Consider the following 21,534-nt stretch of genomic DNA (forward strand, 5'->3'; position numbering starts at 1 on the left):
GTCGGAGAAAGGCGCCACGATCACCCCGAAAGAGACGTGTAACCCTCATGGCCGTCATTCCCGCTTTTGCGGGAATGACGACAAGGTAAGGCGCAGTACTCGTGAAAAACACACTTTTACGTGGACGCGGCATCTTTTATAACCCGCGGCAACGACACTGATTTACCAGTGGCCGGGTCCATCCACACCATCACCACGTTGCCGTCGCAGTAAAGCTTGCTGCTATCGGCGGGATCGATGATGCGATGCGCGACCGTCATGGAGCTGTTACCCAGTCGCGCACAGTACAGTTCGATGTGCACTTCACCGGGCCATTCGATCGGCAGGCGATAATTGAGCGTGCTAGCTGCCATGACAGGCATGGCGTGTTCGTCGGACCATGAACCGGGAAGGTGCTGCAGCCACTGCACGCGCGCTTCTTCCAGATAGGTGAGATAGGTCGAGTTGTTGACGTGATTGAACGCGTCAAGATCGCGCCAGCGCACGCTGATCGCGGCCGTGTAAAGCGGCGAGGGCAGGGAAGCGGAATCGGGTGCCGTAGTCATGAAGCCACTTTGCGTTTGGGTTTGGCGGTTTCGTTTTTGGTTTTGAGCTGCGTCACTTTAGCCGGCTTCAGATGCGAGGCGAGGAAACGGCCGGTGTGCGATCCCACCGTTGCCGCCACGGTTTCCGGCGTGCCGGTTACCAGAATACGCCCGCCGCCGGAGCCACCTTCGGGACCGAGATCCACGATCCAGTCGGCGGTCTTGATCACGTCGAGGTTATGCTCGATTACCACCACTGTGTTGCCCTGGTCGACCAGCTGATGCAGCACGTCGAGCAATTGTTCGATGTCGTGGAAGTGCAGGCCGGTGGTGGGTTCGTCGAGGATGTACAGCGTGCGTCCTGTTTCACGCTTTGATAGTTCCTTCGACAACTTCACGCGCTGCGCTTCACCACCGGACAACGTGGTCGCGCTCTGGCCGAGCTTGATGTAATCCAGGCCCACGGCGCGCAGCGTGTCGAGTTTTCGCGCGATCACCGGTACGTTCTCGAATAGCTTGGCGGCGTCTTCCACCGTCATGTCGAGCACATCGGCAATCGTGTGGCCCTTGTACAGAATTTCCAACGTCTCGCGGTTGTAGCGTTTACCGTGGCAGACATCGCAAGGCACGTAGACGTCCGGCAGGAAGTGCATCTCTACCTTGATCATGCCGTCGCCTTCGCACGCCTCGCAGCGACCACCGCGCACGTTGAAGCTGAAGCGACCGGGCGTGTAGCCGCGCGAGCGCGCTTCCGGCACCTGCGCGAATAGCTCGCGCAGCGGCGTGAACAAACCGGTGTAAGTGGCGGGATTCGAGCGTGGTGTGCGGCCGATCGGCGATTGGTCAATGTCGACGACCTTGTCGAACAGCTCCAGGTTTTCCACCGACTTGTATGCAGCGGGCTGCACGCTGGAGCCGTTTAATTCGGCTGCGGCCAGCGCGAACAGCGTGTCGTTGATCAGCGTGGATTTGCCCGAGCCGGATACGCCGGTAACGCAGGTGAACAAACCCGCGGGAATCGCCAGATCCACGGTCTTAAGGTTGTTGCCGCTGGCACCTTTGAGGTGCAGCCAGGAATCCTTGTCGAGCTGTTCGCGACGCTCTTCCGGCACTTTGATCTCGCGCTTGCCGGACAGGTATTGACCGGTCACCGAACGCGGCGAGGCGAGGATGTCTTTCAGCGAACCTTGCGCGACGATTTCGCCGCCGTGCACGCCCGCGCCGGGGCCGATATCGAGCACGTGATCGGCGGCACGGATCGCATCTTCGTCGTGTTCCACCACGATCACGGTATTGCCGAGATCGCGCAGGCGCGTGAGTGTGCCGAGCAGGCGTTCGTTATCGCGCTGGTGCAGGCCGATCGATGGTTCGTCCAGCACGTACATCACGCCGACCAGGCCGGCGCCGATCTGCGAAGCAAGACGAATGCGCTGTGCTTCGCCACCAGAAAGCGTGTCGGCCTGACGATCGAGCGTGAGGTAGTTCAGGCCCACATCGTTGAGGAAGGAGAGACGTTCGCGGATTTCCTTGACGATCTTCACCGCGATCTCGCCGCGCCAGCCAGCAAGCGTGAGCGTTTCGAAGAAGACCAGCGCATCGTCGATCGAACGTGCTGTCAGTGTAGGCAGCGAGTGGTCAGCCACGAACACGTTGCGCGCCGAGCGATTCAGGCGCTGCCCGTCGCATTCGCGGCAAGGCTGGTCACTGATGTATTTCGCCAGTTCCTCGCGCACCGCCGATGATTCGGTTTCTTTGTAGCGGCGTTCAAGATTCGGCAGGATGCCTTCGAACGCATGCTCGCGCGTGACTTTGCCACCACGCTCGGTGAGGTACTTGAAGGTGATCTTTTCCTTGCCGCTACCGAAAAGGACAGCCTGCTGCACCGCCTTGGGTAGCTTTTGCCACGGCGTGTCCACGTCGAAGTTGTAGTGCTTGGCCAGTGACAGAATCAGCTGGAAGTAATGCGCATTGCGGCGATCCCAGCCGCGGATCGCACCGCTCGCCAACGACAGCTCGGGATGGTGCACCACGCGTTCGGGGGAAAATACCTGGGTCACGCCCAGGCCATCGCAAGTGGGGCAGGCGCCGACCGGCGAGTTGAAGGAGAACAGGCGCGGTTCCAGTTCCGGCAACGAGTAATCGCACACCGGGCAGGAGTAGCGCGAGGAGAACAACTGCTCACTGGCCTTGGCGTCGTCCATGTCGACCACGATGGCCAAGCCGTCACCCAGGCGCAGCGCGGTCTCGAACGATTCAGCCAGGCGCTGCTTGATGTCATCGCGCGGGCGGAAGCGGTCGATCACCGCTTCGATGGTGTGCTTTTGGCGCAGGGTGAGCGGCGGCACGGCATCCAGGTCGTACACGGTGCCGTCGACCCGGGCGCGCACGAAGCCCTGCGCGCGCAATTGCTCGAACACTTGCACGTGCTCGCCCTTGCGCTCGCGGATTACCGGCGCGAGCAGCATGAAGCGTTTTTCCGCATTCAGCGCCAGCGTGGAGTCCACCATCTGGCTCACCGTCTGCGCTTCCAGCGGAATGCCGTGGTCAGGGCAACGCGGTGTGCCCACACGGGCGTAGAGCAGACGCAGGTAATCGTAGACCTCGGTGATGGTGCCTACGGTCGAACGCGGGTTGTGCGAGGTGGATTTCTGCTCGATCGAGATCGCCGGGGAGAGGCCCTCGATATGGTCCACGTCCGGCTTTTCCATCATGGAAAGGAATTGCCGCGCATAGGCCGACAGCGATTCGACGTAACGCCGCTGGCCCTCCGCATAAATGGTGTCGAACGCCAGCGAAGATTTGCCCGAACCGGACAAGCCGGTGATCACGATCAGCCGATCGCGAGGCAGGTCCAGGTCGATGTTCTTGAGGTTGTGCGTGCGCGCGCCGCGGATGCGTATGGTGTCCATCACGCCTGACTATTTGGGGGACCTCGCACTATAACAAGTGGGGGTAGCAAGGCTGTATGACAGCGCTGGAAGCCTGCTGACAGCATGATGTCAGCAGAGTATCTCTAGGCAGCAAACGGACAGGCGACTATGCTCGCCCGCTCGTTCCCGGGTGCGTGACGCGGAGGGTGGTATATGACTGGCAAATGGGTGATAGGCGTGGGGTTGTGCGCAGCATTGGCGGCCGGTCCCGTCTTGGCGGCCCAGCCGTCCGAAGCGCAGGTGCGGGAGCTGATGCAGGTGATGAACGTGCCGGGCCAGTTCACCGTGATGAACAACCAGATGGCCTCGATGATGAGCCAGCAGCTGCCGTGCGTATCGGCCGACTATTGGAAGACCTACATCGACAAGGCCGGCCAGGAACAACTGCTTACGGCGATGATCCCGGCCTATCAGCACCATTTCACTTCCGACGAGGTGGAAGGGTTGATCAAGTTCTATAAATCCCCGCTGGGCCAGAAGCTGGTCGCCCAAATGCCGGCCACCATGACCGAGGCGGCCCAGAGTGGCCAGCAATGGGGCCGCCAGCGCACCTCCGACATGTTCGCGGAGCTGCAGAAGCAGGGGAAATTGGACGCCCAGGGCCGCTGCCCGGGTACCAGTGGGGCTCAGGGACAATAAAGCCCCGCGTTACTGGTTAGTGATTGACCAGAAGGGGGCCTCGTCGCTAAAATCCGCAGTTCGCTGCGCCCGTACGGGTCGCGGCGAACCCAAGAGAATAACGACAGAAGGGCTATTCCCATGAGTTATGCAGTCATCAAGACCGGCGGCAAGCAATACCGCGTTCAGCAGGGCGACGTCCTGCGCGTGGAGCTCTTGAACGCCGAAGAAGGCGCCAGCGTGAAGTTCGACCAGGTGCTGCTGGTCGGTTCCGGTGAAATCATCACCGTAGGCGCTCCCACCGTGGCCGGCGCCACCGTTTCCGCCACCGTGCGCAAGCATGGCCGCGCCGACAAGGTCCGCATCATCAAGTTCCGCCGCCGCAAGCACCACAAGAAGCAGCAGGGACATCGTCAGCATTTCACCGAAGTCGAGATCACGGGCATCAACGCCTGATCCGCCAATCTGGAGTAATCAGTCATGGCACATAAAAAAGGCGTAGGTTCATCCCGCAACGGTCGCGATTCGAACCCGAAATACCTCGGCGTGAAGATCTATGGTGGCCAGGCCATCGAGGCCGGCAACATCATCGTTCGCCAGCGCGGCACCCAGTTCCATCCCGGCACCGGCGTGGGCCTGGGCCGTGACCACACGCTGTATGCGCTGGTCGACGGCAAGGTCGAGTTCAAGGTACGCGGCGAGAACAATCGCAGGTACGTCAACGTCGTCAAGGGCTGAGCCCGTTTCGACGTAAGCGCGAAGGCCCCGCTCCGGCGGGGCTTTTGTTTTATTAGCGGGAATCGTCAATCATCAAAAGCTGGTTCCCGGCCCCTGGCCGTCGTTCCCCGAAAGCGGGAATCCATTTTCGCCTTTCGTCCAAGAGCAAGATGGATTCCCGCTTTCGCGGGAATGACGGCCTTGAGGGGACGATTTACGATTCCCGATTAACGATTTCCGGCACTCAATCATGAAATTCGTCGACGAAGCGATCATCAAAGTTCACGCCGGGGACGGCGGCAACGGCTGCATCAGCTTCCGTCGCGAAAAATTCATTCCGTTCGGTGGCCCGGACGGTGGCGACGGCGGCTTGGGCGGCTCGGTCTGGCTTGTGGCCGACGAGGGCCTCAATACGCTGATCGACTTCCGCCACCAGCGCAGCTTTAAGGCACAGCGCGGCCAGAACGGCATGGGCAGCGACATGTACGGCAAGGGCGGCGAGGACACGACCATCCGCGTGCCGGTCGGTACCGTCGTCACCAACGTAGACACCGACGAAACCATCGGCGACCTCACTGCGCACGGCCAACGCCTGCTGGTGGCACAAGGCGGCAAGGGCGGTCTCGGCAATATCCACTTCAAAAGCTCGGTAAACCGCGCACCGCGCAAGTCCACGCCGGGTACGCCTGGCGAAGTGCGCGAGCTGAAGCTCGAGCTGAAATTGCTGGCGGACGTGGGGCTGCTCGGTTTTCCGAACGCAGGCAAATCCACCTTCATTCGTGCGGTTTCCGCAGCAACGCCGCGCGTGGCGGATTACCCGTTCACCACGCTTCATCCGAATCTGGGCGTGGTCAGCCTGGGTACCGACCAGAGCTTCGTGATTGCCGACATCCCCGGTTTGATCGAAGGCGCCGCGGAAGGTGCGGGCCTCGGTATCCAGTTCCTGCGCCACGTGGCGCGCACGCGCCTGCTGCTGCACATCGTGGATATCGCGCCAATGGACGGTTCCGACGTAGTTGACCAGGTGCACACCATCGAACACGAACTGCAGCAGTTCGATCCAGAATTGCTGCAGCGTACGCGCTGGCTGGTGCTGAACAAAGCTGACGTGCTGCCGGAAGACGAGCGCCAGGCAGTGGCGGAAGACGTCGTCAAGCGTCTGGGCTGGACTCAGCCATGGTTCCTGGTCTCCGCCATCGCGCGCGAGAACACCATGGCCGTGTGCCAGCAGGTGCAGCGCTTCTTCGAGGCGCAACATCAGGCGCATGAAGGGCGCAAAGATATGCTGCCGGGGGATGTACGGCTGCGCGGGGAGTCTTGATCTAGCCTTGCACCAGTTCCCTCTCCCCTCCGGGGAGAGGGTTAGGGTGAGGGGCCAACCTCGCGATAGAGGTTATAACTACGGTTCTTTGGAAAAGCGGCAAGCAGGGCGATGATGGAATTCAAGGCGAGTGTGACCCCTCACCCCCGCCCTCTCCCCGGAGGGGAGAGGGAGTTGTTGGAAGCATGAAGCTCCAAGCCCGTATCGCCACCTATCGCCGCCTGCGCGAAGAAGCACTCTGGCGCCTGCTCGCTGCCGATCACGCGCCGGAAATCATCGGTCTGCTGCAAACCCTCCTGATGGATGGCGAACGCACACTCAGCGCATCCATCCTGTTCGAGCGCCTGCAGCAGCATCTCGACGCTATCAACGCCTCCGACCTGCCGCACGAATTGCCGCGCACCGCGCAGGCCTATGCCGCTGACTGGCTCGCCAAAGGTTTCCTGGAGCGCAGGTTGCCTGAAGGCGCCAGCGAAGAGGAATACGAACTTTCCGCGCAAACCGCTCAAGCAATCCGCTTCGTCAGCAGCCTGGATACGCCGCGCGCCATCGCCACCGAAAGCCGCCTGTCGCTGGTGATCCAGCAACTCGTGCAACTGGCCGAACAGACCGAAACCGATCCCACCACGCGCCTGCAGGCGCTGTATGCCGAGCGCGATCGGCTGGATGCGGAAATCGCGCGGGTCAGCACCGGCAAGGTGGCCGCGCTGGACGGCAAGCGCGCGTTGGAACGCACTCGCGAAGTGATCCAGCTCGCCGACGAACTGGCCGAGGATTTCCGTCGCGTCCGCGATGATTTCGAACGCCTGAACCGCGAATTCCGCGAACGCATCATCGATGACGAAGGTGAGCGCGGCGAAGTGCTCGATCGCCTGTTCGAAGGCGTCGACGTGATCGCCGAAAGCGAAGCCGGCCGCAGCTTCAACGCCTTCTGGAACCTGCTCAACGATATGGAGCAGAGCGCACAACTCGATGCAGCGTTGGAAAACGTGCTGGCGCGCAACTTTGCCAAGAAACTGCAGCGCCACGAGCGGCAGTTCCTGCGCAGCTTCACCGGCACGATGTTGGAGCGAGGTGGCAACGTGCACGAAGTGCTGCAGCATTTCGCGCGCAGCCTGCGCGGCTTCGTACAGAGCCGCGGATATCTGGAACAACGCCGTCTCAATCAATTGCTCAAGCAGGCGCAGGCCGAAGCTTTGCAGCTGCGCGATTCGGTCAGTGCCCGCCAACGCACGCCATATACGCTGCAACTCACCACCAGCCGTCTGCGATCGCTATCGCAGTGGCGGCTGCACGATCCGCGCAACGCTCAGGTCAACGGCAGCATCGTGCGCAGTGAAGGTGCGGCGATTTCGCTGGACAGCGTGAGCGAGCTGGTAGCGCAATCGGAGATCGATTTCCGCAGCCTGCGCCGAAGTCTGCATGAGTTGCTGGCCGAGCACGATCAGCTTTCCATTGCCCAGGTGCTGGATCGCAATCCGGCCGAACAGGGGTTGGGCAGTGTGGTGGGCTATCTCTCGCTGGCGACGCGTCACGGCGTGATCGCCAACAACGAACACGAAGCCGTGAGCTGGAAAGGCGGCGATGGCCATTGGCGTCATGCACGCATCCCTCTGGTATGGTTTTTGAGAAAGAAACGTCATGAATTTGCTTGAAGACGAAACGTTTCCCGTCGAGCCGGAACAGAAGCCTTCGCGGGACAGCACCTTATTCGAAGGCGACACCGGCACGTTGCCGTTGGATGCAAGGCGCGTGCTCTGCCAGCTGTTGAGCGGCCCTAGCGTGGATCAGGGACGGCATAGCCAGCTATGGCCGGCCGTGCTGCGCTATGAATCGAAGCTGCGCTCGCATCTCAACGATTTGTTTCTGGAACTGGTGATCGATCGCGATGCCGGCGTGGCTTTCACGCGCCAGGCCGAAACGGGCGAACTGGAAACACCGGTGCTACTGCGTTCTGCGCCGCTTACATTCATCGAATCGGCGCTGCTGCTGCATCTGCGTCAGCAACTGGCCGAAGCCGATGCGCAAGGTCACCGCGCCGTGGTCGAGGAAGCCGTGCTGATGGATGCCTTGTCGGTTTACGAAAAAAACGTCTCCACGGATCGCGCCGGCTTCAATAAGCGTGTCACGGCCGCCATCGTCAAGCTGAAGGAAAGTCACGTGCTCACCAAGCTGCGCGGCAGCGAGGATCGCTACGAAGTTTCGCCTGCGCTGAAGCTGCTGTTCTCCGCCGAGGATGTACAGGCGCTGGCGCAGATATACCGTCAGCTGCGCGAAGCAGACGAAGTCACGGAAGGGGTTGCAGATGAACGCTAAGCCCAAAGCGGCGCGCAAACAGGCCAAGCACGATACGACGCCCACGCTGTTCATGTCCGACTTGCCCGATCCGCGCGACGAGCAGTTCCGCATGCGTCGTCTACAAGTGTTCAACTGGGGCACTTTCAGCGGCCTGACTGATGTACCCATCGCCGAGCGCGGTTTTCTATTCGTGGGCCGCTCGGGTTCGGGCAAATCCACCTTGCTCGATGCGATGTCGGCCCTTCTAGTGCCGCCTAACCTGGTCGACTTCAATGCCGCCGCGCGCGAAGCCGAACGCAGCGGGCGCGACCGCAATCTGGTTTCCTACGTGCGTGGTGCATGGGCCGATCAGCACGATGGCGAATCTGGCGAGATCGCCACGCAGTATTTGCGCAAGGGCAGCACCTGGTCTGCACTGGTCTTGGAATACCGCAACGCGACGGGCGAAACAGTCAGCCTGATCCGACTGTTCTGGGTCGCCGGCAACAGCTCGGCCGCGGCAGATGTGAAAAAGCATTACATGGTGTGCGAGCGTGCATTCGACGTTGCGAAGGAGCTGCAAGGCTTCGATCTCGACCTGCGCAAGCTCAAGGCACGCCTTGGCGAAGACGTGCATCATTTCGACACCTTCGCCGGCTACGCCGAGCGCTTCCGCCGCCTGCTCGGCATCCACAACGAAATGGCGCTCAAACTGCTGCATAAGACGCAGTCGGCCAAAAATTTGGGCGATCTCAACACCTTCCTGCGTGGTTTCATGCTGGACGAGCCGGAAACCTTCGGGGCAGCGAACCGATTGGTCACTGATTTCGGCGAGCTGGATGCCGCGCACAAGGCCGTGGTGATCGCGCGCGAACAGGTCGATACGTTGGTGCCTGCACGCACTGCGCACGAAACCCTGCTGGCGTTGCGACGTGAAACCAGCGCCTTGCGTGAGCTGCATGTGTGCGTGGACACCTGGCGCGAGCAGCGCCGCCTGGTGCTGCTTGACGAGCGCCTGGCCGAACTGAAGGTGCGCGATGTGGCGCTGGAGGGCGAAATCGCGCAGCGCCGCCAAACGCTGGAAAACCATGATCGCCGCCTCGCCGATCTGGAACAGCAGCGTCGCGAACAAGGTGGCGATCTGATCGATCAGCTCGAGCGCGAACACGAGCAGGTGTCGCGAGAACGCGACGAGCGCATGAAGCGCCGCGACAAAGCGGAAAAGGCCTGCAGCGAGCTTGAGTGGAGCGTACCTTCGACCGCGCAAGGTTTTGCCGAACTGGTTGGCCGCTCGCGTGAATTGCTGGATGGCGCTCGCGACCGCGCTGCCAATCTGGAAGAACGCATGGATGCGTTCAAGCGCGAGCGTGATCAGGCCAGCCAGCGCTTCAGCGCCGTGCGTGCGGAAATCGAAGCGCTCAAGCGCAATCCTTCCAGCATCCCCGCGCCGATCCAGGCGATGCGCGCGCGCTTGTGCAGCGAACTGGGCTGGTCCGAGAACACGCTGCCTTTCGTGGGCGAATTGCTGCAAGTCAAAACCGAGCACGCAGCGTGGCGCGGCGCCATCGAGCGCGTGCTGCACGGCTTTGCGCTATCGCTGCTGGTAGACGAGAGGCATTACGCTGAAGTTTCCAACTGGGTCAACAAGACGCATCTGGGTGGCAAGCTCGTGTATTACCGAGTGGGTCGCGTCGATGCGCTGGGCAATCGTGCGCTGGAATCGCGCTCGCTGGTGCATCGGCTGGATATTCGCGATCACGCGCATCGCGATTGGCTGACCAACGAACTGACGCGGCGCTTCGACTATGCCTGTGTGGATACGCCGGCGGCTTTGCGCAATGCCGATCGCGCCATCACACGCGAAGGCTTGGTCAAGCACAGCGGAGATCGTCACGAAAAGGACGACCGCCGCGCGGTAGACGATCGCCGCAACTGGATACTTGGTTTCGACAACCGCGACAAGCTTGCACTGTTCGAGCGCGAAGGGCAGGAGCTAGCACAGGCGATTGCGCAGACGTCTTCCGAACTGGACAAGCTTAAAGCCGAGCGCGATGCCGATGGCGAACGGCGCATTGCCGCTTCGCAGCTGGCGAATCTGGAATGGGAAGAGATCGACGTAGCGCCCAAGCTGCGCCGTCTGGGTGACATCGAAAACCAGTTGCAGCAATTGCGCGCGGGTGACACCACGCTGCAGGAGATCATGCGGCAGCTCGATACCGAGCGCAGTGTGCGCGAGCGTGTGGCCAAGAATCTGGACGATGCCAAGGCCGAGCGCCTCTCATTGGAAAGAGAGCGCAACAGTTTTGCAAAGCAACGAGAGTCCTGCTTGCCGCTTGCCAACGCCATGTCGCTTTCGCCCGTGCAATCGGAAGCTTTGATGGTGCGCTTGCCGCATCCACCGCTGATGCTGGACAACCTCGATCGCCAGATCAATCAGGTCAAGGATGGCTTGAACCTGGCGCTGACTGACCATGCGACGCAAGACAACGCACTGGTGCAGGCCATCGAGGAATGCTTCCGTACGTTCTGCCGCAAGTGGCCGCAAGACAGTGCCGACTTCACACCCCATATGGATTCGGTGGAAGGCTTCCTCTCGCGCCTGCGCCGCCTGGAGCTGGATGGCCTGCCCAAGCACGAAGCGCGTTTCTTCGAGCTGCTGCAAAGTCAAAGTAAGCAAAACTTGCTGGTGCTGCAGAAACACATGACCGAGGCGCGCAAGTCGATCGGCCAACGCATGGACGAGGTCAACGAAAGCCTGGAGCGCGTGCCGTTCAACCGCGGCACTCTGCTGCAGATCGACCTCACCGACCGCAACTTGCCGGAAGTGCGCGAGTTCCAGCAGCAATTGCGCGAAGTGCTGTCGCACCACCAGACCGAAGACCGTGAGCGCGCCGAAGCGCAGTTCGCCGTGTTACGCCAACTGGTAACCAAACTCGCCGCCGACGATCCCGAACACAGACGCTGGCGCGAGCAGGTGCTGGACGTGCGTCAGCATGTGGAGTTCGTGGGCGTAGAAAAAGATGCCAACACGAAGGATACGGTGGAGGTCTATCGCAGCGGTGCCGGCAAATCCGGTGGTCAGCGCCAGAAGTTGGCTACTACGTGCCTTGCCGCTGCGCTGCGCTATCAGCTTGGTGGCGATGATGGCCATTTGCCTCGCTACGCACCCGTTGTGCTTGACGAAGCCTTCGACAAGGCTGATAACGAATTCACCGCGCTGGCGATGAATATCTTCGAGAACTTTGGCTTCCAGATGGTGGTAGCGACACCTTTGAAATCGGTGATGACGCTGGAGCCCTTCATTGGTGGCGCGTGCTTCGTCGACATTTCGGGGCGCCATGATTCGGGCGTGCTGCTGATCGAGTACGACGAACAGAAAAAGCGGCTGGCCTTGCCCGAAAAAGCACGTCAAGCCGATGCGGGCGCCTGAAGAGCTGCGCAGGCGTCTGCAGGCGCGCTGGCAGAATCAGCGTCGCCATTGGCTGTTGGGTGAGGGAGAGTGGCCGCTGTCATTGAGCATGGAGCCCCCGACCGAAGCGAAAGTATTGGCCGATTGGACGCGCTTTGATGCCTGGCTGGTGCAGTGGCGTGACGTATCAAGTGGTGGCCCTGGCATAGTGCGCTTCGAAGTGCGCACTTGGTCGCGTGTGGGCGAACAAAGCATTCCTTGTGCGTGGCAATTCGCAACTCCGGATGCAGTGGCCGCCGAACTGGGCGAAGCTGCGCGTTGGTCGCAGGCCAGACAGCGCTTCGACACCTTGTCGGCGTGGAAGGTAGATGCCGCCTGGCATGCCGAGCTTGCGCGCCATTTCGACCTGCTGGCCGATCTCGACGATGCGGAATTCCAGCGGTTGTGCAGCGTGGTGGAATGGTTACGACAGCATCCTGCATCTGGCTTTTTTCCGCGTCAGTTGCCGGTTCCAGGTATCGACAGCAAATGGATCGAATCGCGCCGCGCGATCGTGGCGGCGTGGGTCGGTACGTTGCAAGGTTTGGAGACGCAAGGCGATTTCTACGCGATCACCGGCCTGCGTGCCGCACCGGATCGTTTGCGAATGCGATTACTTGATCCAACACTGCGTGCGGCATGCGGTGGTTTGTCTGATATCGAGGCTCCAGCGAGCGAGTTCATTGCCTTGAATCTGCCGGTGCGCCAGGTGTTAATCGTCGAAAACCTCGTGACCGGCCTCGCCTGCGAAGAGCTGTCCGGCACGTTGGTATTCATGCATCGTGGCTATGCGGTGGAGGCGCTCGCCGCACTGCCATGGCTGGCGCAACTGCCGGTGTACTACTGGGGCGATATCGATACGCACGGTTTGGCCATTCTCAGCAGGCTGCGTGGTTACTTGCCGCAGACGCGTTCGCTGATGATGGATGAAGAAACATTGTTGGCGTTCAAGTCGTTGTGGGGCAGGGAAGACAAGCCGCATCCGGCGATGGAGCTTTCGCATCTCTCGGAAGTGGAGCAACGGTTGTATCGCGGGTTACGCGAAGGCGAATACAAGCAGGTGCGGCTGGAGCAGGAGCGTATTGCTTGGGATTGGGCATGGCAGCGCGTATTGCACTCCCTCTCCCCTCAGGGGAGAGGGTTGGGGTGAGGGGTGGATCTTGCAGACGGCCATTCTTTTGCCTCAGCGTCATTCCGGCGAAGGGCGGAATCCAGTTTCAATGACGTTGTGCGAAGCACTCATCCTGTAAATTTGTGTACTACGCACGATTTGAGGCGGATTCCGGCCTTCGCCGGAATGATGCTCAGGAAAACACAACCTGTGCGACATGTATGCAGGCCCTTTATCCTTCATGATGCGATGTCCATGAATTCGAGACACCTATGACCGACCGCCGCGACTTCCTCAAGGCAACTCTCCTCGCCACCTCCGCGCTGGCCCTACCACGCCTCTCTCGTTCTGCCGCAACGCTGGCCGGCTCTGTTCCCGGCAACGTCGGCGCACGCGTCGTCTCCACCTGGGACTTCGGCATCCCCGCCAATCAGGCGGCATGGGCGGTGCTCGGCAAAGGCGGCAAACCGCTGGATGCTGTGGAAAAAGGCGTGATGGTGCCCGAGTCGGATCTGCACAATCACAGCGTCGGTCGTGCGGGTTATCCCGATCGAGACGGCCACGTGACGTTGGACGCCAGCATCATGGATGGCGACGGCCGCTGTGGTGCGGTGGCGGCACTTGAACATATCGGCCACCCGATCAACGTGGCGCGCAAGGTGATGGAGAACACGCCGCACGTGCTGCTGGTCGGCGACGGTGCTTTGGAATTTGCCTTGCAGCAAGGCTTCAAGAAAGAAGATCTGCTTACGCCCGAATCAGAAAAGGCGTGGCACGAATGGCTTAAGCAGGCCAAGTACAAGCCGGTGGCCAACAGCGAGAACATCGATTATCACCGCAGCGTGCAAAACCTGGGGCTGCCCGGCGGCAAGAACAACCACGACACCATCGGCATGCTGGCCGTCGACGCGAACGGACATCTTGCCGGTGCCTGCACCACTAGCGGCATGGCGTGGAAGCTACGCGGGCGCGTGGGTGATAGCCCGATCATTGGCGCGGGTTTGTACGTCGATAACGAAGTGGGCGGGGCGACGTCGACGGGCGTTGGCGAGGAAGTGATCCGTAACGCCGGCAGCTTCCTGGTAGTGGAACTGATGCGTCAGGGCCGCAGTCCGCAAGAGGCCTGCGAAGAAGCCGTACGGCGTATCGTGAAAAAGCGCCCGGATGCGGCGAAAGAATTGCAGGTAGGCTTTCTTGCCTTGCGGCGCGATGGCGAATGTGGCGCCTATGCCATCCAGAAAGGCTTCACCTATGCGGTGTGCGACGTGCAGCAGCAAGATCGTCTGTTAGCTTCGCCCAGCGTTTACCAGACGACGTACTCCTGATGTCTCGACAACCTTTGCTTGAAATTGCGGCCGGCTCGCTGGCGTCGGCCTTGGCCGCGCAGGAAGGCGGCGCTGATCGCGTGGAACTCTGTGGCAGCCTCGCCGAAGGTGGCATCACGCCTTCGTACGGAACGCTGGCCTTGGTGCGCGATCGCGTGCGTATTCCAGTGTATGTGTTGATCCGTCCGCGCGGCGGCGATTTTCTCTACGGCGATGCTGAGTTCGAGATCATGCTGCGCGACGTGGAAGCCTGCGCGCGTGTGGGCTGTGATGGTGTGGTGATCGGCGCGCTGGATGCGGACGGTCATGTTGATTCGCGTTGCCGCGAGCTGGTGAGCGCAGCTGGCAAACTCGGCGTGACGTTTCATCGTGCGATCGATGCCAGTGCGGATTTGAGCCGTTCACTGGAAGACATCATTGCGCTGGGTTGCGAACGCGTGCTTACCTCGGGTGGCGCGGCGAATGCACTGGCTGGCGCTTCGGTCATTGCTGATCTGGTGAAGCAGGCGGGCGAGCGGATCGTGGTGATGGCTGGCGCGGGCATTCGTTCTGCCAATCTGGCTGAAGTGGCGAAACGTACGCAGGCCCACGATTTTCACGGTTCGGCACGTGCCGTGCTGCATTCGGCGATGCGTTATCTCAATCCGGCGTTGTTGGATTTGGCGCCGGATATCGAGCAGAGCAGCGTTGATGAAGTGCGGGCGATGAAAACGCAGCTTGCTGCCTTCTTCTCCCTCTCCCCTTCGGGGAGAGGGTTGGGGTGAGGGGCCAACCTCGAGTCAATGTTTAACAGGGACGTGCTAAGAGCTAGCAACGAGGCAAGATTGCCCCCTCATCCCAGCCCTCTCCCCGAAGGGGAGAGGGAGAAACGAAAAAGCCGGCGTTTCCGGCGGCCTCCCACTCCTCTTGGGAGTGGGAAATTCAGGCACGAAAAAGCCGGCGTTTCCGGCGGCCTCCCACTCCTCTTGGGGGTGGGAAATCCAGGCACGAAAAAGCCGGCGTTTCCGCCGGCTTTTCCACCAACCCTAAATTTGCCAGGCCTTAGGCCAGCTCGTGAATCTTCGCGTTCAGGCGGCTCTTGTGGCGAGCGGCCTTGTTCTTATGGATCAGGCCGCGAGCGGCGTAGCGATCCATCACCGGCTGGGCAACGGCGAAGGCGGCTACAGCAGCAGCCTTGTCCTTGGCCTCGATAGCCTTGACGACCTTGCGCAGGGCGGTGCGGACCATGGAACGGGCACTGATGTTGCGCAGGCGGCGCTGCTCAGACTGGCGCGCGCGCTTCTTCGCGGACTTGATGTTAGCCAAGGTAGGAACTCCGAAGTGAATGCTTGGGCTGGAAAAAGGCGTTAATTATGTCGGTAATTTGCCGATGGGTCAAGCGGTTAAGGGCCGCTGCTTGGTTCCTCTCCCCTCCGGGGGGAGAGGGTTGGGGTGAGGGGGCCAATCTTGCGAGGAGGTCTCGTGCATCCATAAGGTGCGCCAGTAACATCAACATCTTGGCAAGATTGGCCTCTCACCCCGGCCCTTTCCCGGAGGGGAGAGGGAGCAAAGCTTAGGACCTCGCCCCCGCATGAAATCCCCCAGCATGTTACGCGGGCTGCTTTCCTTTAGCAGCATGACCATGGTTTCGCGTGTGCTCGGGCTGCTCAGGGATATTTCGATCAGCCATGTGTTCGGTGCCAACGTGGCTACCGACGCATTCTGGGTAGCGTTCCGCATTCCCAACTTCATGCGCCGCATGTTCGCGGAGGGTTCGTTCTCCACCGCCTTCGTGCCGGTGTTTATGGAAGTGAAGGAGAAGAACAGCCACGCCGAGCTGAAAGAGCTGATGTCGCGGGTGGCCGGTACGCTCGGCGGCGTACTGCTCGTGGTGACAGCGCTGTGCGTGCTGTTCGCTCCGCAAGTCGCAACCGTGTTCACGCCCGGAGCGGTGGAGGAACCACACAAGTTCACGTTGACGGTGGAGCTGTTACGGCTCACGTTTCCGTTCCTGCTTTTCGTCTCACTGACCGCGCTTGCGGGCGGCGCGCTCAACAGCTTCCATCGCTTCGGCTTGCCGGCGCTGACGCCGGTGATTCTCAACCTGTGCATGATCGCTGGCACGTGGTGGCTGTCGCGGCGGTTGCAGACGCCGATCCTGGCGTTGGGTTGGGCGGTGCTTGCCGCAGGCGTGCTGCAGGTGTTGTTCCAGCTCCCCGCGCTACGCGGCCTCGATTTGCTGACGTGGCCGCGCTGGGGTTGGGAGCATCCGCAGGTGAGGCGGATCATGCGGCAGATGGTGCCGACGCTGTTCGGCTCGTCGGTGTCGCAGATCAACCTGTTGTTCGATACGGTGATCGCTTCGCTGCTGATTTCCGGTTCGCAGACGTGGTTGTCGCAGGCTGATCGTTTTCTGGAATTGCCGCTAGGCGTGTTCGGCGTGGCGTTGGGTACGGTGATTCTGCCTTCGCTGTCGCGTCATCACGTAGCGACCGATCACGAGGGTTTTTCCAAAGCGCTGGATTGGGGATTGCGCACGACGCTGTTGATTGCCGTGCCGGCGATGTTCGGCCTGATGCTGCTGGCCGAACCATTGGTTGCCACGCTGTTCCAGAACGGCCAGTTCCGCCCGTTCGACACGCGTATGGCGACGTTATCGGTGACGGCCTTGAGCTTCGGCGTGCCGGCTTATGCACAAGTGAAGGTGCTGCTGCCTGCGTTCTACGCGCGCAAGGACACGCGCACGCCGGTGCGTGCCGGCGTCGCGTCGCTGCTTTCTAACATGCTCCTCAACGGCGTGTTCCTACTTGTGCTTTACGCGCTGTGGGCTCCGTCTGAATTGAAGGCCGGGCCGTTGCTGGATGGTTTGTCCAAAGTCCCTGGTCTGCACCTCGCATTGGGCATGGCAAGTGCGGTGGCGAGCTATATCAACGTGCTGTTGCTTTGGCGCTGGTTGATACGGGCAGATATCTATCAGCGTCAGCCGGGCTGGGGGCGTCATCTGACTAGGTTGGCGCTGGCCTGCGCAGCGATGGTAGGCGTGCTGCTACTAGGTCGCTGGTATTGGCCGGACTGGACGCAACTGCAGGTGATCGGACGCGTCTGGCGACTGGCCTTGCTGGTCGGCGCAGGTGGCGCGACCTATGTCGCGGTGTTGTTTGCCAGCGGCTTTCGTCTGCGCGATTTGCAACATGACTGAACGCTATACTGGTCGGATGATAAAACTGTCCCGGGACGTCGCGGGGCCGTGCCTGGCCCCCGGCGGTAGTGTGGTTGCAGTCGGCGCTTTCGATGGCCTGCACCGCGGCCACCAAGCGTTGCTCAGCGAAGTGCGCCAGCGTGCGCAGGCGCTCGGCTGCACGCCGATCGTGGTGAGCTTCGAGCCGCTGCCGCGAGCGTATTTCTCGAAGGAACCAGTGCCCCGCCTGTCCAGCGTACGCGAAAAACTGCTGGGTTTCGCCGCCGCCGGCATGGAACACACGCTGCTGCTGCGTTTCAACCAGGCGTTGACGGCGATGTCGCCGGAGGATTTCGTACAGCGCGTGCTGATCGATCGGCTCAACGTGCGCGAAGTGTGGGTGGGTGCGGATTTCCGCTTCGGCCACAAGCGCGCTGGCGACGTGGCCATGCTGGAACGCATCGGCAAGGAACGCGGTTTCTCTGCACACACCATGCCGGCCGTGCTGCTGGATGGCGAGCGCGTTTCGGCAAGCCGCGTGCGAGCGTTGCTGGCAGCGGGCAATTTCGGCGCCGTCTCGCCGCTGCTCGGCCGCCCTTTCGTGATCGAGGGCAAGGTGGAATATGGCAACCAGCTTGGCCGTGACCTCGGCTTTCCCACTGCCAATATCCACCTGCGCGACCGCGTGACCCCGGTGCACGGCATCTTCGCCGTGCGCGTGGGGCTGGGCGAGAGCGAGTGCAGTTGGCCGGGCGTGGCCAGCCTGGGAACGCGGCCCACCGTCAACGAAGTGGCCGAGCCGCTGCTGGAAGTGCACCTGTTCGATTTCGAGGGCGATCTCTACGGCCAGCGCATGGCGGTGGAGTTCGTAGCCAAGTTGCGCGATGAGATGAAATTCAACGAACTCGACGCATTGAAGCAGCAAATACGGCATGATGCGCGTTCGGCCCGGGAGATCCTGGGCATGAACCCCGTATTGATCGACGCAAACCAGGCCGCATCATGAGCAGCATCATGTCCAGCTTGCAGATCCCGCCGACGGCAGCCGCCGCGACGATCATTATTATTTGACGAGCACTCGCCGAAGCGCGTGCGCTTGCCGCCGCGCGGCGAGCAGATAGCACGAGGCTTCGGTTCCCCCTTACGGGCATCGAAGCGGAACCCCCGTTAAGACACGGCACCCGAGCGATGACCCAGGACTACAAAAGCACCATCAACCTGCCGCAGACCACCTTCTCGATGCGCGGCGACCTGCCCAAGCGCGAGCCGGGCTGGCTGGCTGAATGGGAAAAGGTAAACCGTTACGCGCAAATCCAGGCCAAGACAGCCGGCCGCCCGATGTTCGTGCTGCACGACGGTCCGCCGTATGCGAACGGCGCCATCCATCTGGGCCACGCGATCAACAAGATCCTCAAGGACGTGGTGGTGAAGTCCAAGCTGTTGGCCGGCTATCACGCGCCTTATGTGCCGGGCTGGGATTGCCACGGCATGCCGATCGAAATCCAGATCGAAAAACAGTTCGGCAAAAACCTGCCCACCAGCGAGGTGATGAGCAAGGCGCGCGCTTATGCGAGCGAGCAGATTGCGAAGCAGAAGGGCGACTTCAAGCGCCTGGGTGTGCTCGGTGAGTGGGATCGTCCTTACCTCACCATGGCGCCGCAGAACGAAGCCGGCGAAATCCGTGCGCTCGCCGAGTTGCTGCGCAAGGGCTATATCTATCGCGGTCTGAAACCGGTCAACTGGTGCTTCGACTGTGGCTCCGCGTTGGCCGAAGCGGAAGTGGAATACGAGGACAAGACCGATATCGCCATCGACGTCGGATTTGCGTTCGACGATCCCGCTGCGGTGGCCAAGGCGTTCGGTCTGGAGAAATTGCCCAAGCCAAACGGCCAGATCGTGATCTGGACCACTACGCCCTGGACGATTCCCGCCAACCAAGCGCTCAACTTGCATCCGGAATTCAGCTACAGCCTGGTCGATACGGCCAAGGGTTTGCTGATCCTCGCCACCGACCGCGTCGAAGAGTGCTTGAAGACGTACGGCGTGGAAGGGCACATCGTGGCTTCGGTGGAAGGCCATGAACTGGGCGATCTGAAATTCCGTCATCCGCTGTATGCGGTCGATCCCGGTTATGCGCGTCTTTCGCCGGTCTATTTTGGTGATTATGTGACGCTGGATACCGGTACCGGCATCGTGCACTCTGCGCCTGCGTACGGCGTGGAAGACTTCCAGTCGTGCAAAGCCTACGGCATGAAAGATGCCGACATCCTCAACCCGGTGATGGGTAACGGCGTCTACGCTTCCTGGCTACCGCTGTTCGGCGGCATGTTCTTGTGGAAGGCCAACCCGAAAATCGCTGAGGCGTTGGATCAGGCCGGTTCGCTGCTGCACCAGAACAAATACCCGCATAGCTACATGCATTGCTGGCGCCACAAGTCGCCGATCATCTATCGCGCCACTTCGCAGTGGTTCGCCGGCATGGATATCACGCCGAAGGACGGCGGCAAGACGTTGCGCGAAACCGCACTGGATGGCGTGGAAGCCACGCAGTTCTTCCCTGCTTGGGGCAAGCAGCGCCTGCACAACATGATCGCCGATCGCCCGGACTGGACGCTGTCGCGTCAGCGCCAATGGGGTGTGCCGATGGCGTTCTTCGTGCATCGCGAAAGCGGCGAATTGCATCCGCGCACGCCGGAGTTGCTGGAGGAAGTTGCCAAGCGTGTTGAGCAGCACGGCATCGAAGCGTGGCAAAGCCTGGACCCGGCCGAACTCCTCGGCGCGGATGCCGAGCATTACGAGAAGAACCGCGACACGCTGGACGTATGGTTCGATTCCGGCACCACGCACTGGCATGTGCTGCGCGGCTCGCACGCGGATGTGCTGCGTTTCCCAGCCGATCTTTATCTGGAAGGTTCCGACCAGCATCGTGGCTGGTTCCATTCCTCGCTGCTCACCGCCGCCATGCTCGACGGCAAGCCGCCCTACAAGCAGTTGCTGACGCACGGCTTCACCGTCGATGCGCAGGGTCGCAAGATGTCCAAGTCGCTGGGCAACGGTATCGAGCCGCAGGACATCATGAACCGCCTGGGCGCAGACATCCTGCGGCTGTGGGTGGCATCGACCGATTATCGCTATGAGATGTCCTTGTCAGAGGAAATCCTCAAGCGTGTGTCGGATATGTATCGCCGCATCCGCAACACCGCGCGCTTCCTGCTCGGCAATCTGGATGGCTTCGATCCAACCAAGCATTTAGTGCCGGTCGAACAGAGCTTGTTGCTTGATCAATGGGCGATAGGCCAAGCCTACGAACTACAGCAAGCGGTTGTCGCTGCCTACGAGCGCTACGACTTCCCCGAGATCGTGCAGCGCGTGCAGAACTTCTGCACCAACGAGATGGGCGCGCTGTACCTCGACATCACCAAGGATCGCCTGTACACCATGCCGACCGAAAGCCTCGGCCGGCGCAGCGCGCAGAGTGCGATGTACCGCATTCTGGAGGCGCTGGTGCGCTGGTTGGCGCCGATTTTGAGCTTCACCGCCGAGGAAATCTGGCAGCACATGCCGGCTGGGCGCGGCGAAAGTGTGCTGTTCGAAACCTGGTACGACGGGCTGGTGAACACGCAAAGCTCGCCGGAGCAGCGACGTTACTGGGCTGATCTGCTTGCGATGCGCGACACCGCATCGCGCGTGTTGGAAGACATGCGCAAGGCGGAAAAGATCGGTGCCGCGCTGGAAGCGAAATTGGTGCTGCATGCTGATCCGGCAACGACTGAGCGCTATGCATCCACTGCGGATGAACTGCGCTTCTTCTTCATCACCTCGGAGCTGAGCTTTGCACCGCTGCAACCGCGTCCGTCGGATGCCACTGCGTTGCAATTCGAAGGTGGTGGAGAGGTGTACGTGGCTGCCAGCGTAAGCGATGCGGCCAAGTGCATCCGCTGCTGGCATCGTCGTGAGGATGTCGGTAGTAATCCAGCGCACCCGGAGATCTGCAGCCGCTGCGTGAGCAACGTGGAAGGGCCGGGCGAACATCGCCAGTGGTTCTGATCTTGCGCGATTTGAACCCTCTCCCCTTCGGGGAGAGGGTAGGGTGAGGGGGTAAGGCT

The 21,534-nt window shown here is 61.2% G+C and carries 15 protein-coding genes and 1 pseudogene; 13 read left to right on the forward strand and 3 right to left on the reverse strand.

Annotated features, from left to right (window positions below; genetic code table 11):
* Positions 1 to 116: 116 nt before the first annotated feature.
* Both QQJ86_RS20860 and uvrA read right to left on the reverse strand, forming a co-directional pair.
* Entirely contained in the window at positions 117 to 545 is a 429-nt protein-coding gene (locus QQJ86_RS20860; protein ID WP_284322910.1) for an acyl-CoA thioesterase, read from the reverse strand.
* Positions 542 to 3,433 (reverse strand): excinuclease ABC subunit UvrA, encoded by a 2,892-nt coding sequence (uvrA, locus tag QQJ86_RS20865; RefSeq protein ID WP_284322911.1) that lies wholly within the window; start codon positions 3,431 to 3,433, stop codon positions 542 to 544. The genes QQJ86_RS20860 and uvrA overlap by 4 nt, the downstream gene beginning before the upstream one ends.
* A gap of 174 nt (positions 3,434 to 3,607) precedes the next feature.
* Between uvrA and QQJ86_RS20870 the strand changes: the two genes are divergently transcribed.
* The 10 genes and pseudogenes from QQJ86_RS20870 (at position 3,608) to QQJ86_RS20915 (ending at position 15,035) form a co-directional block, all read left to right on the forward strand.
* Positions 3,608 to 4,093, forward strand: a complete 486-nt coding sequence (locus QQJ86_RS20870; protein ID WP_284322912.1) for a DUF2059 domain-containing protein — start codon at positions 3,608 to 3,610, stop codon at positions 4,091 to 4,093.
* A 120-nt stretch (positions 4,094 to 4,213) separates the two neighbouring features.
* A complete protein-coding gene (gene rplU / locus QQJ86_RS20875; protein ID WP_284322913.1) occupies positions 4,214 to 4,528 on the forward strand; it encodes a 50S ribosomal protein L21 in 315 nt (104 codons plus the stop codon).
* Positions 4,529 to 4,552: 24 nt separating this feature from the next.
* Positions 4,553 to 4,810 carry a 50S ribosomal protein L27 gene (gene rpmA / locus QQJ86_RS20880; protein ID WP_284322914.1) on the forward strand — a complete coding sequence of 86 codons (258 nt, stop codon included), beginning with the start codon at positions 4,553 to 4,555 and terminating at the stop codon, positions 4,808 to 4,810.
* A 229-nt stretch (positions 4,811 to 5,039) separates the two neighbouring features.
* A complete protein-coding gene (gene cgtA, locus QQJ86_RS20885) occupies positions 5,040 to 6,110 on the forward strand; it encodes an Obg family GTPase CgtA (protein WP_284322915.1) in 1,071 nt (356 codons plus the stop codon).
* A 185-nt stretch (positions 6,111 to 6,295) separates the two neighbouring features.
* Positions 6,296 to 7,765, forward strand: coding sequence for a DUF3375 domain-containing protein (locus QQJ86_RS20890; RefSeq protein WP_284322916.1), 1,470 nt, complete (start codon positions 6,296 to 6,298; stop codon positions 7,763 to 7,765).
* Entirely contained in the window at positions 7,752 to 8,426 is a 675-nt protein-coding gene (locus QQJ86_RS20895) for a DUF4194 domain-containing protein (RefSeq protein WP_284322917.1), read from the forward strand. The genes QQJ86_RS20890 and QQJ86_RS20895 overlap by 14 nt, the downstream gene beginning before the upstream one ends.
* Positions 8,416 to 11,796, forward strand: a pseudogene (locus QQJ86_RS20900) (ATP-binding protein); the annotation flags it as partial. The gene QQJ86_RS20895 and the pseudogene QQJ86_RS20900, both read left to right, overlap by 11 nt.
* 7 nt (positions 11,797 to 11,803) lie before the next feature.
* The gene (locus tag QQJ86_RS20905) at positions 11,804 to 12,985 is read left to right on the forward strand and encodes a Wadjet anti-phage system protein JetD domain-containing protein (protein ID WP_284322918.1); all 1,182 of its coding nucleotides are present in this window, start codon (positions 11,804 to 11,806) and stop codon (positions 12,983 to 12,985) included.
* Positions 12,986 to 13,218: 233 nt separating this feature from the next.
* Positions 13,219 to 14,271, forward strand: a complete 1,053-nt coding sequence (locus QQJ86_RS20910; RefSeq protein ID WP_284322919.1) for a glycosylasparaginase — start codon at positions 13,219 to 13,221, stop codon at positions 14,269 to 14,271.
* Complete coding sequence (locus QQJ86_RS20915; RefSeq protein WP_284322920.1) at positions 14,271 to 15,035, forward strand: copper homeostasis protein CutC; 765 nt, start codon at positions 14,271 to 14,273, stop codon at positions 15,033 to 15,035. Before QQJ86_RS20910 ends, QQJ86_RS20915 begins: the two co-directional genes overlap by 1 nt.
* Positions 15,036 to 15,312: 277 nt before the next feature.
* Here QQJ86_RS20915 and rpsT read toward each other — a convergent pair whose 3' ends face one another.
* Positions 15,313 to 15,576, reverse strand: a complete 264-nt coding sequence (rpsT, locus tag QQJ86_RS20920; RefSeq protein WP_284322921.1) for a 30S ribosomal protein S20 — start codon at positions 15,574 to 15,576, stop codon at positions 15,313 to 15,315.
* Between the two features lie 265 nt (positions 15,577 to 15,841).
* Between rpsT and murJ the strand changes: the two genes are divergently transcribed.
* From murJ to ileS, 3 genes are all read left to right on the forward strand, one after another.
* On the forward strand, positions 15,842 to 17,449 hold the full coding sequence (gene murJ / locus QQJ86_RS20925) for a murein biosynthesis integral membrane protein MurJ (RefSeq protein WP_284322922.1): 1,608 nt from the start codon (positions 15,842 to 15,844) through the stop codon (positions 17,447 to 17,449).
* A gap of 16 nt (positions 17,450 to 17,465) precedes the next feature.
* Complete coding sequence (locus tag QQJ86_RS20930; RefSeq protein ID WP_284323132.1) at positions 17,466 to 18,434, forward strand: bifunctional riboflavin kinase/FAD synthetase; 969 nt, start codon at positions 17,466 to 17,468, stop codon at positions 18,432 to 18,434.
* A 182-nt stretch (positions 18,435 to 18,616) separates the two neighbouring features.
* Complete coding sequence (gene ileS / locus QQJ86_RS20935) at positions 18,617 to 21,475, forward strand: isoleucine--tRNA ligase (protein WP_284322923.1); 2,859 nt, start codon at positions 18,617 to 18,619, stop codon at positions 21,473 to 21,475.
* Positions 21,476 to 21,534 lie beyond the last annotated feature (59 nt).

This window comes from Dyella acidisoli (assembly GCF_030160295.1).
Classification (GTDB): Bacteria; Pseudomonadota; Gammaproteobacteria; order Xanthomonadales; family Rhodanobacteraceae; genus Dyella_B; species Dyella_B acidisoli.

Excerpts from the sequence above, each read along its gene's own strand:
- QQJ86_RS20905 (WP_284322918.1), top strand. The coding sequence starts at position 11,804 with ATGCGGGCGCCTGAAGAGCTGCGCAGGCGTCTGCAGGCGCGCTGGCAG.
- murJ (WP_284322922.1), top strand. The coding sequence starts at position 15,842 with ATGAAATCCCCCAGCATGTTACGCGGGCTGCTTTCCTTTAGCAGCATG.
- uvrA (WP_284322911.1), bottom strand. The coding sequence starts at position 3,433 with ATGGACACCATACGCATCCGCGGCGCGCGCACGCACAACCTCAAGAAC.
- QQJ86_RS20910 (WP_284322919.1), top strand. The coding sequence starts at position 13,219 with ATGACCGACCGCCGCGACTTCCTCAAGGCAACTCTCCTCGCCACCTCC.
- QQJ86_RS20930 (WP_284323132.1), top strand. The coding sequence starts at position 17,466 with ATGATAAAACTGTCCCGGGACGTCGCGGGGCCGTGCCTGGCCCCCGGC.
- cgtA (WP_284322915.1), top strand. The coding sequence starts at position 5,040 with ATGAAATTCGTCGACGAAGCGATCATCAAAGTTCACGCCGGGGACGGC.
- ileS (WP_284322923.1), top strand. The coding sequence starts at position 18,617 with ATGACCCAGGACTACAAAAGCACCATCAACCTGCCGCAGACCACCTTC.
- QQJ86_RS20890 (WP_284322916.1), top strand. The coding sequence starts at position 6,296 with ATGAAGCTCCAAGCCCGTATCGCCACCTATCGCCGCCTGCGCGAAGAA.
- QQJ86_RS20895 (WP_284322917.1), top strand. The coding sequence starts at position 7,752 with ATGAATTTGCTTGAAGACGAAACGTTTCCCGTCGAGCCGGAACAGAAG.
- QQJ86_RS20860 (WP_284322910.1), bottom strand. The coding sequence starts at position 545 with ATGACTACGGCACCCGATTCCGCTTCCCTGCCCTCGCCGCTTTACACG.
- rpmA (WP_284322914.1), top strand. The coding sequence starts at position 4,553 with ATGGCACATAAAAAAGGCGTAGGTTCATCCCGCAACGGTCGCGATTCG.
- rplU (WP_284322913.1), top strand. The coding sequence starts at position 4,214 with ATGAGTTATGCAGTCATCAAGACCGGCGGCAAGCAATACCGCGTTCAG.
- QQJ86_RS20870 (WP_284322912.1), top strand. The coding sequence starts at position 3,608 with ATGACTGGCAAATGGGTGATAGGCGTGGGGTTGTGCGCAGCATTGGCG.
- QQJ86_RS20915 (WP_284322920.1), top strand. The coding sequence starts at position 14,271 with ATGTCTCGACAACCTTTGCTTGAAATTGCGGCCGGCTCGCTGGCGTCG.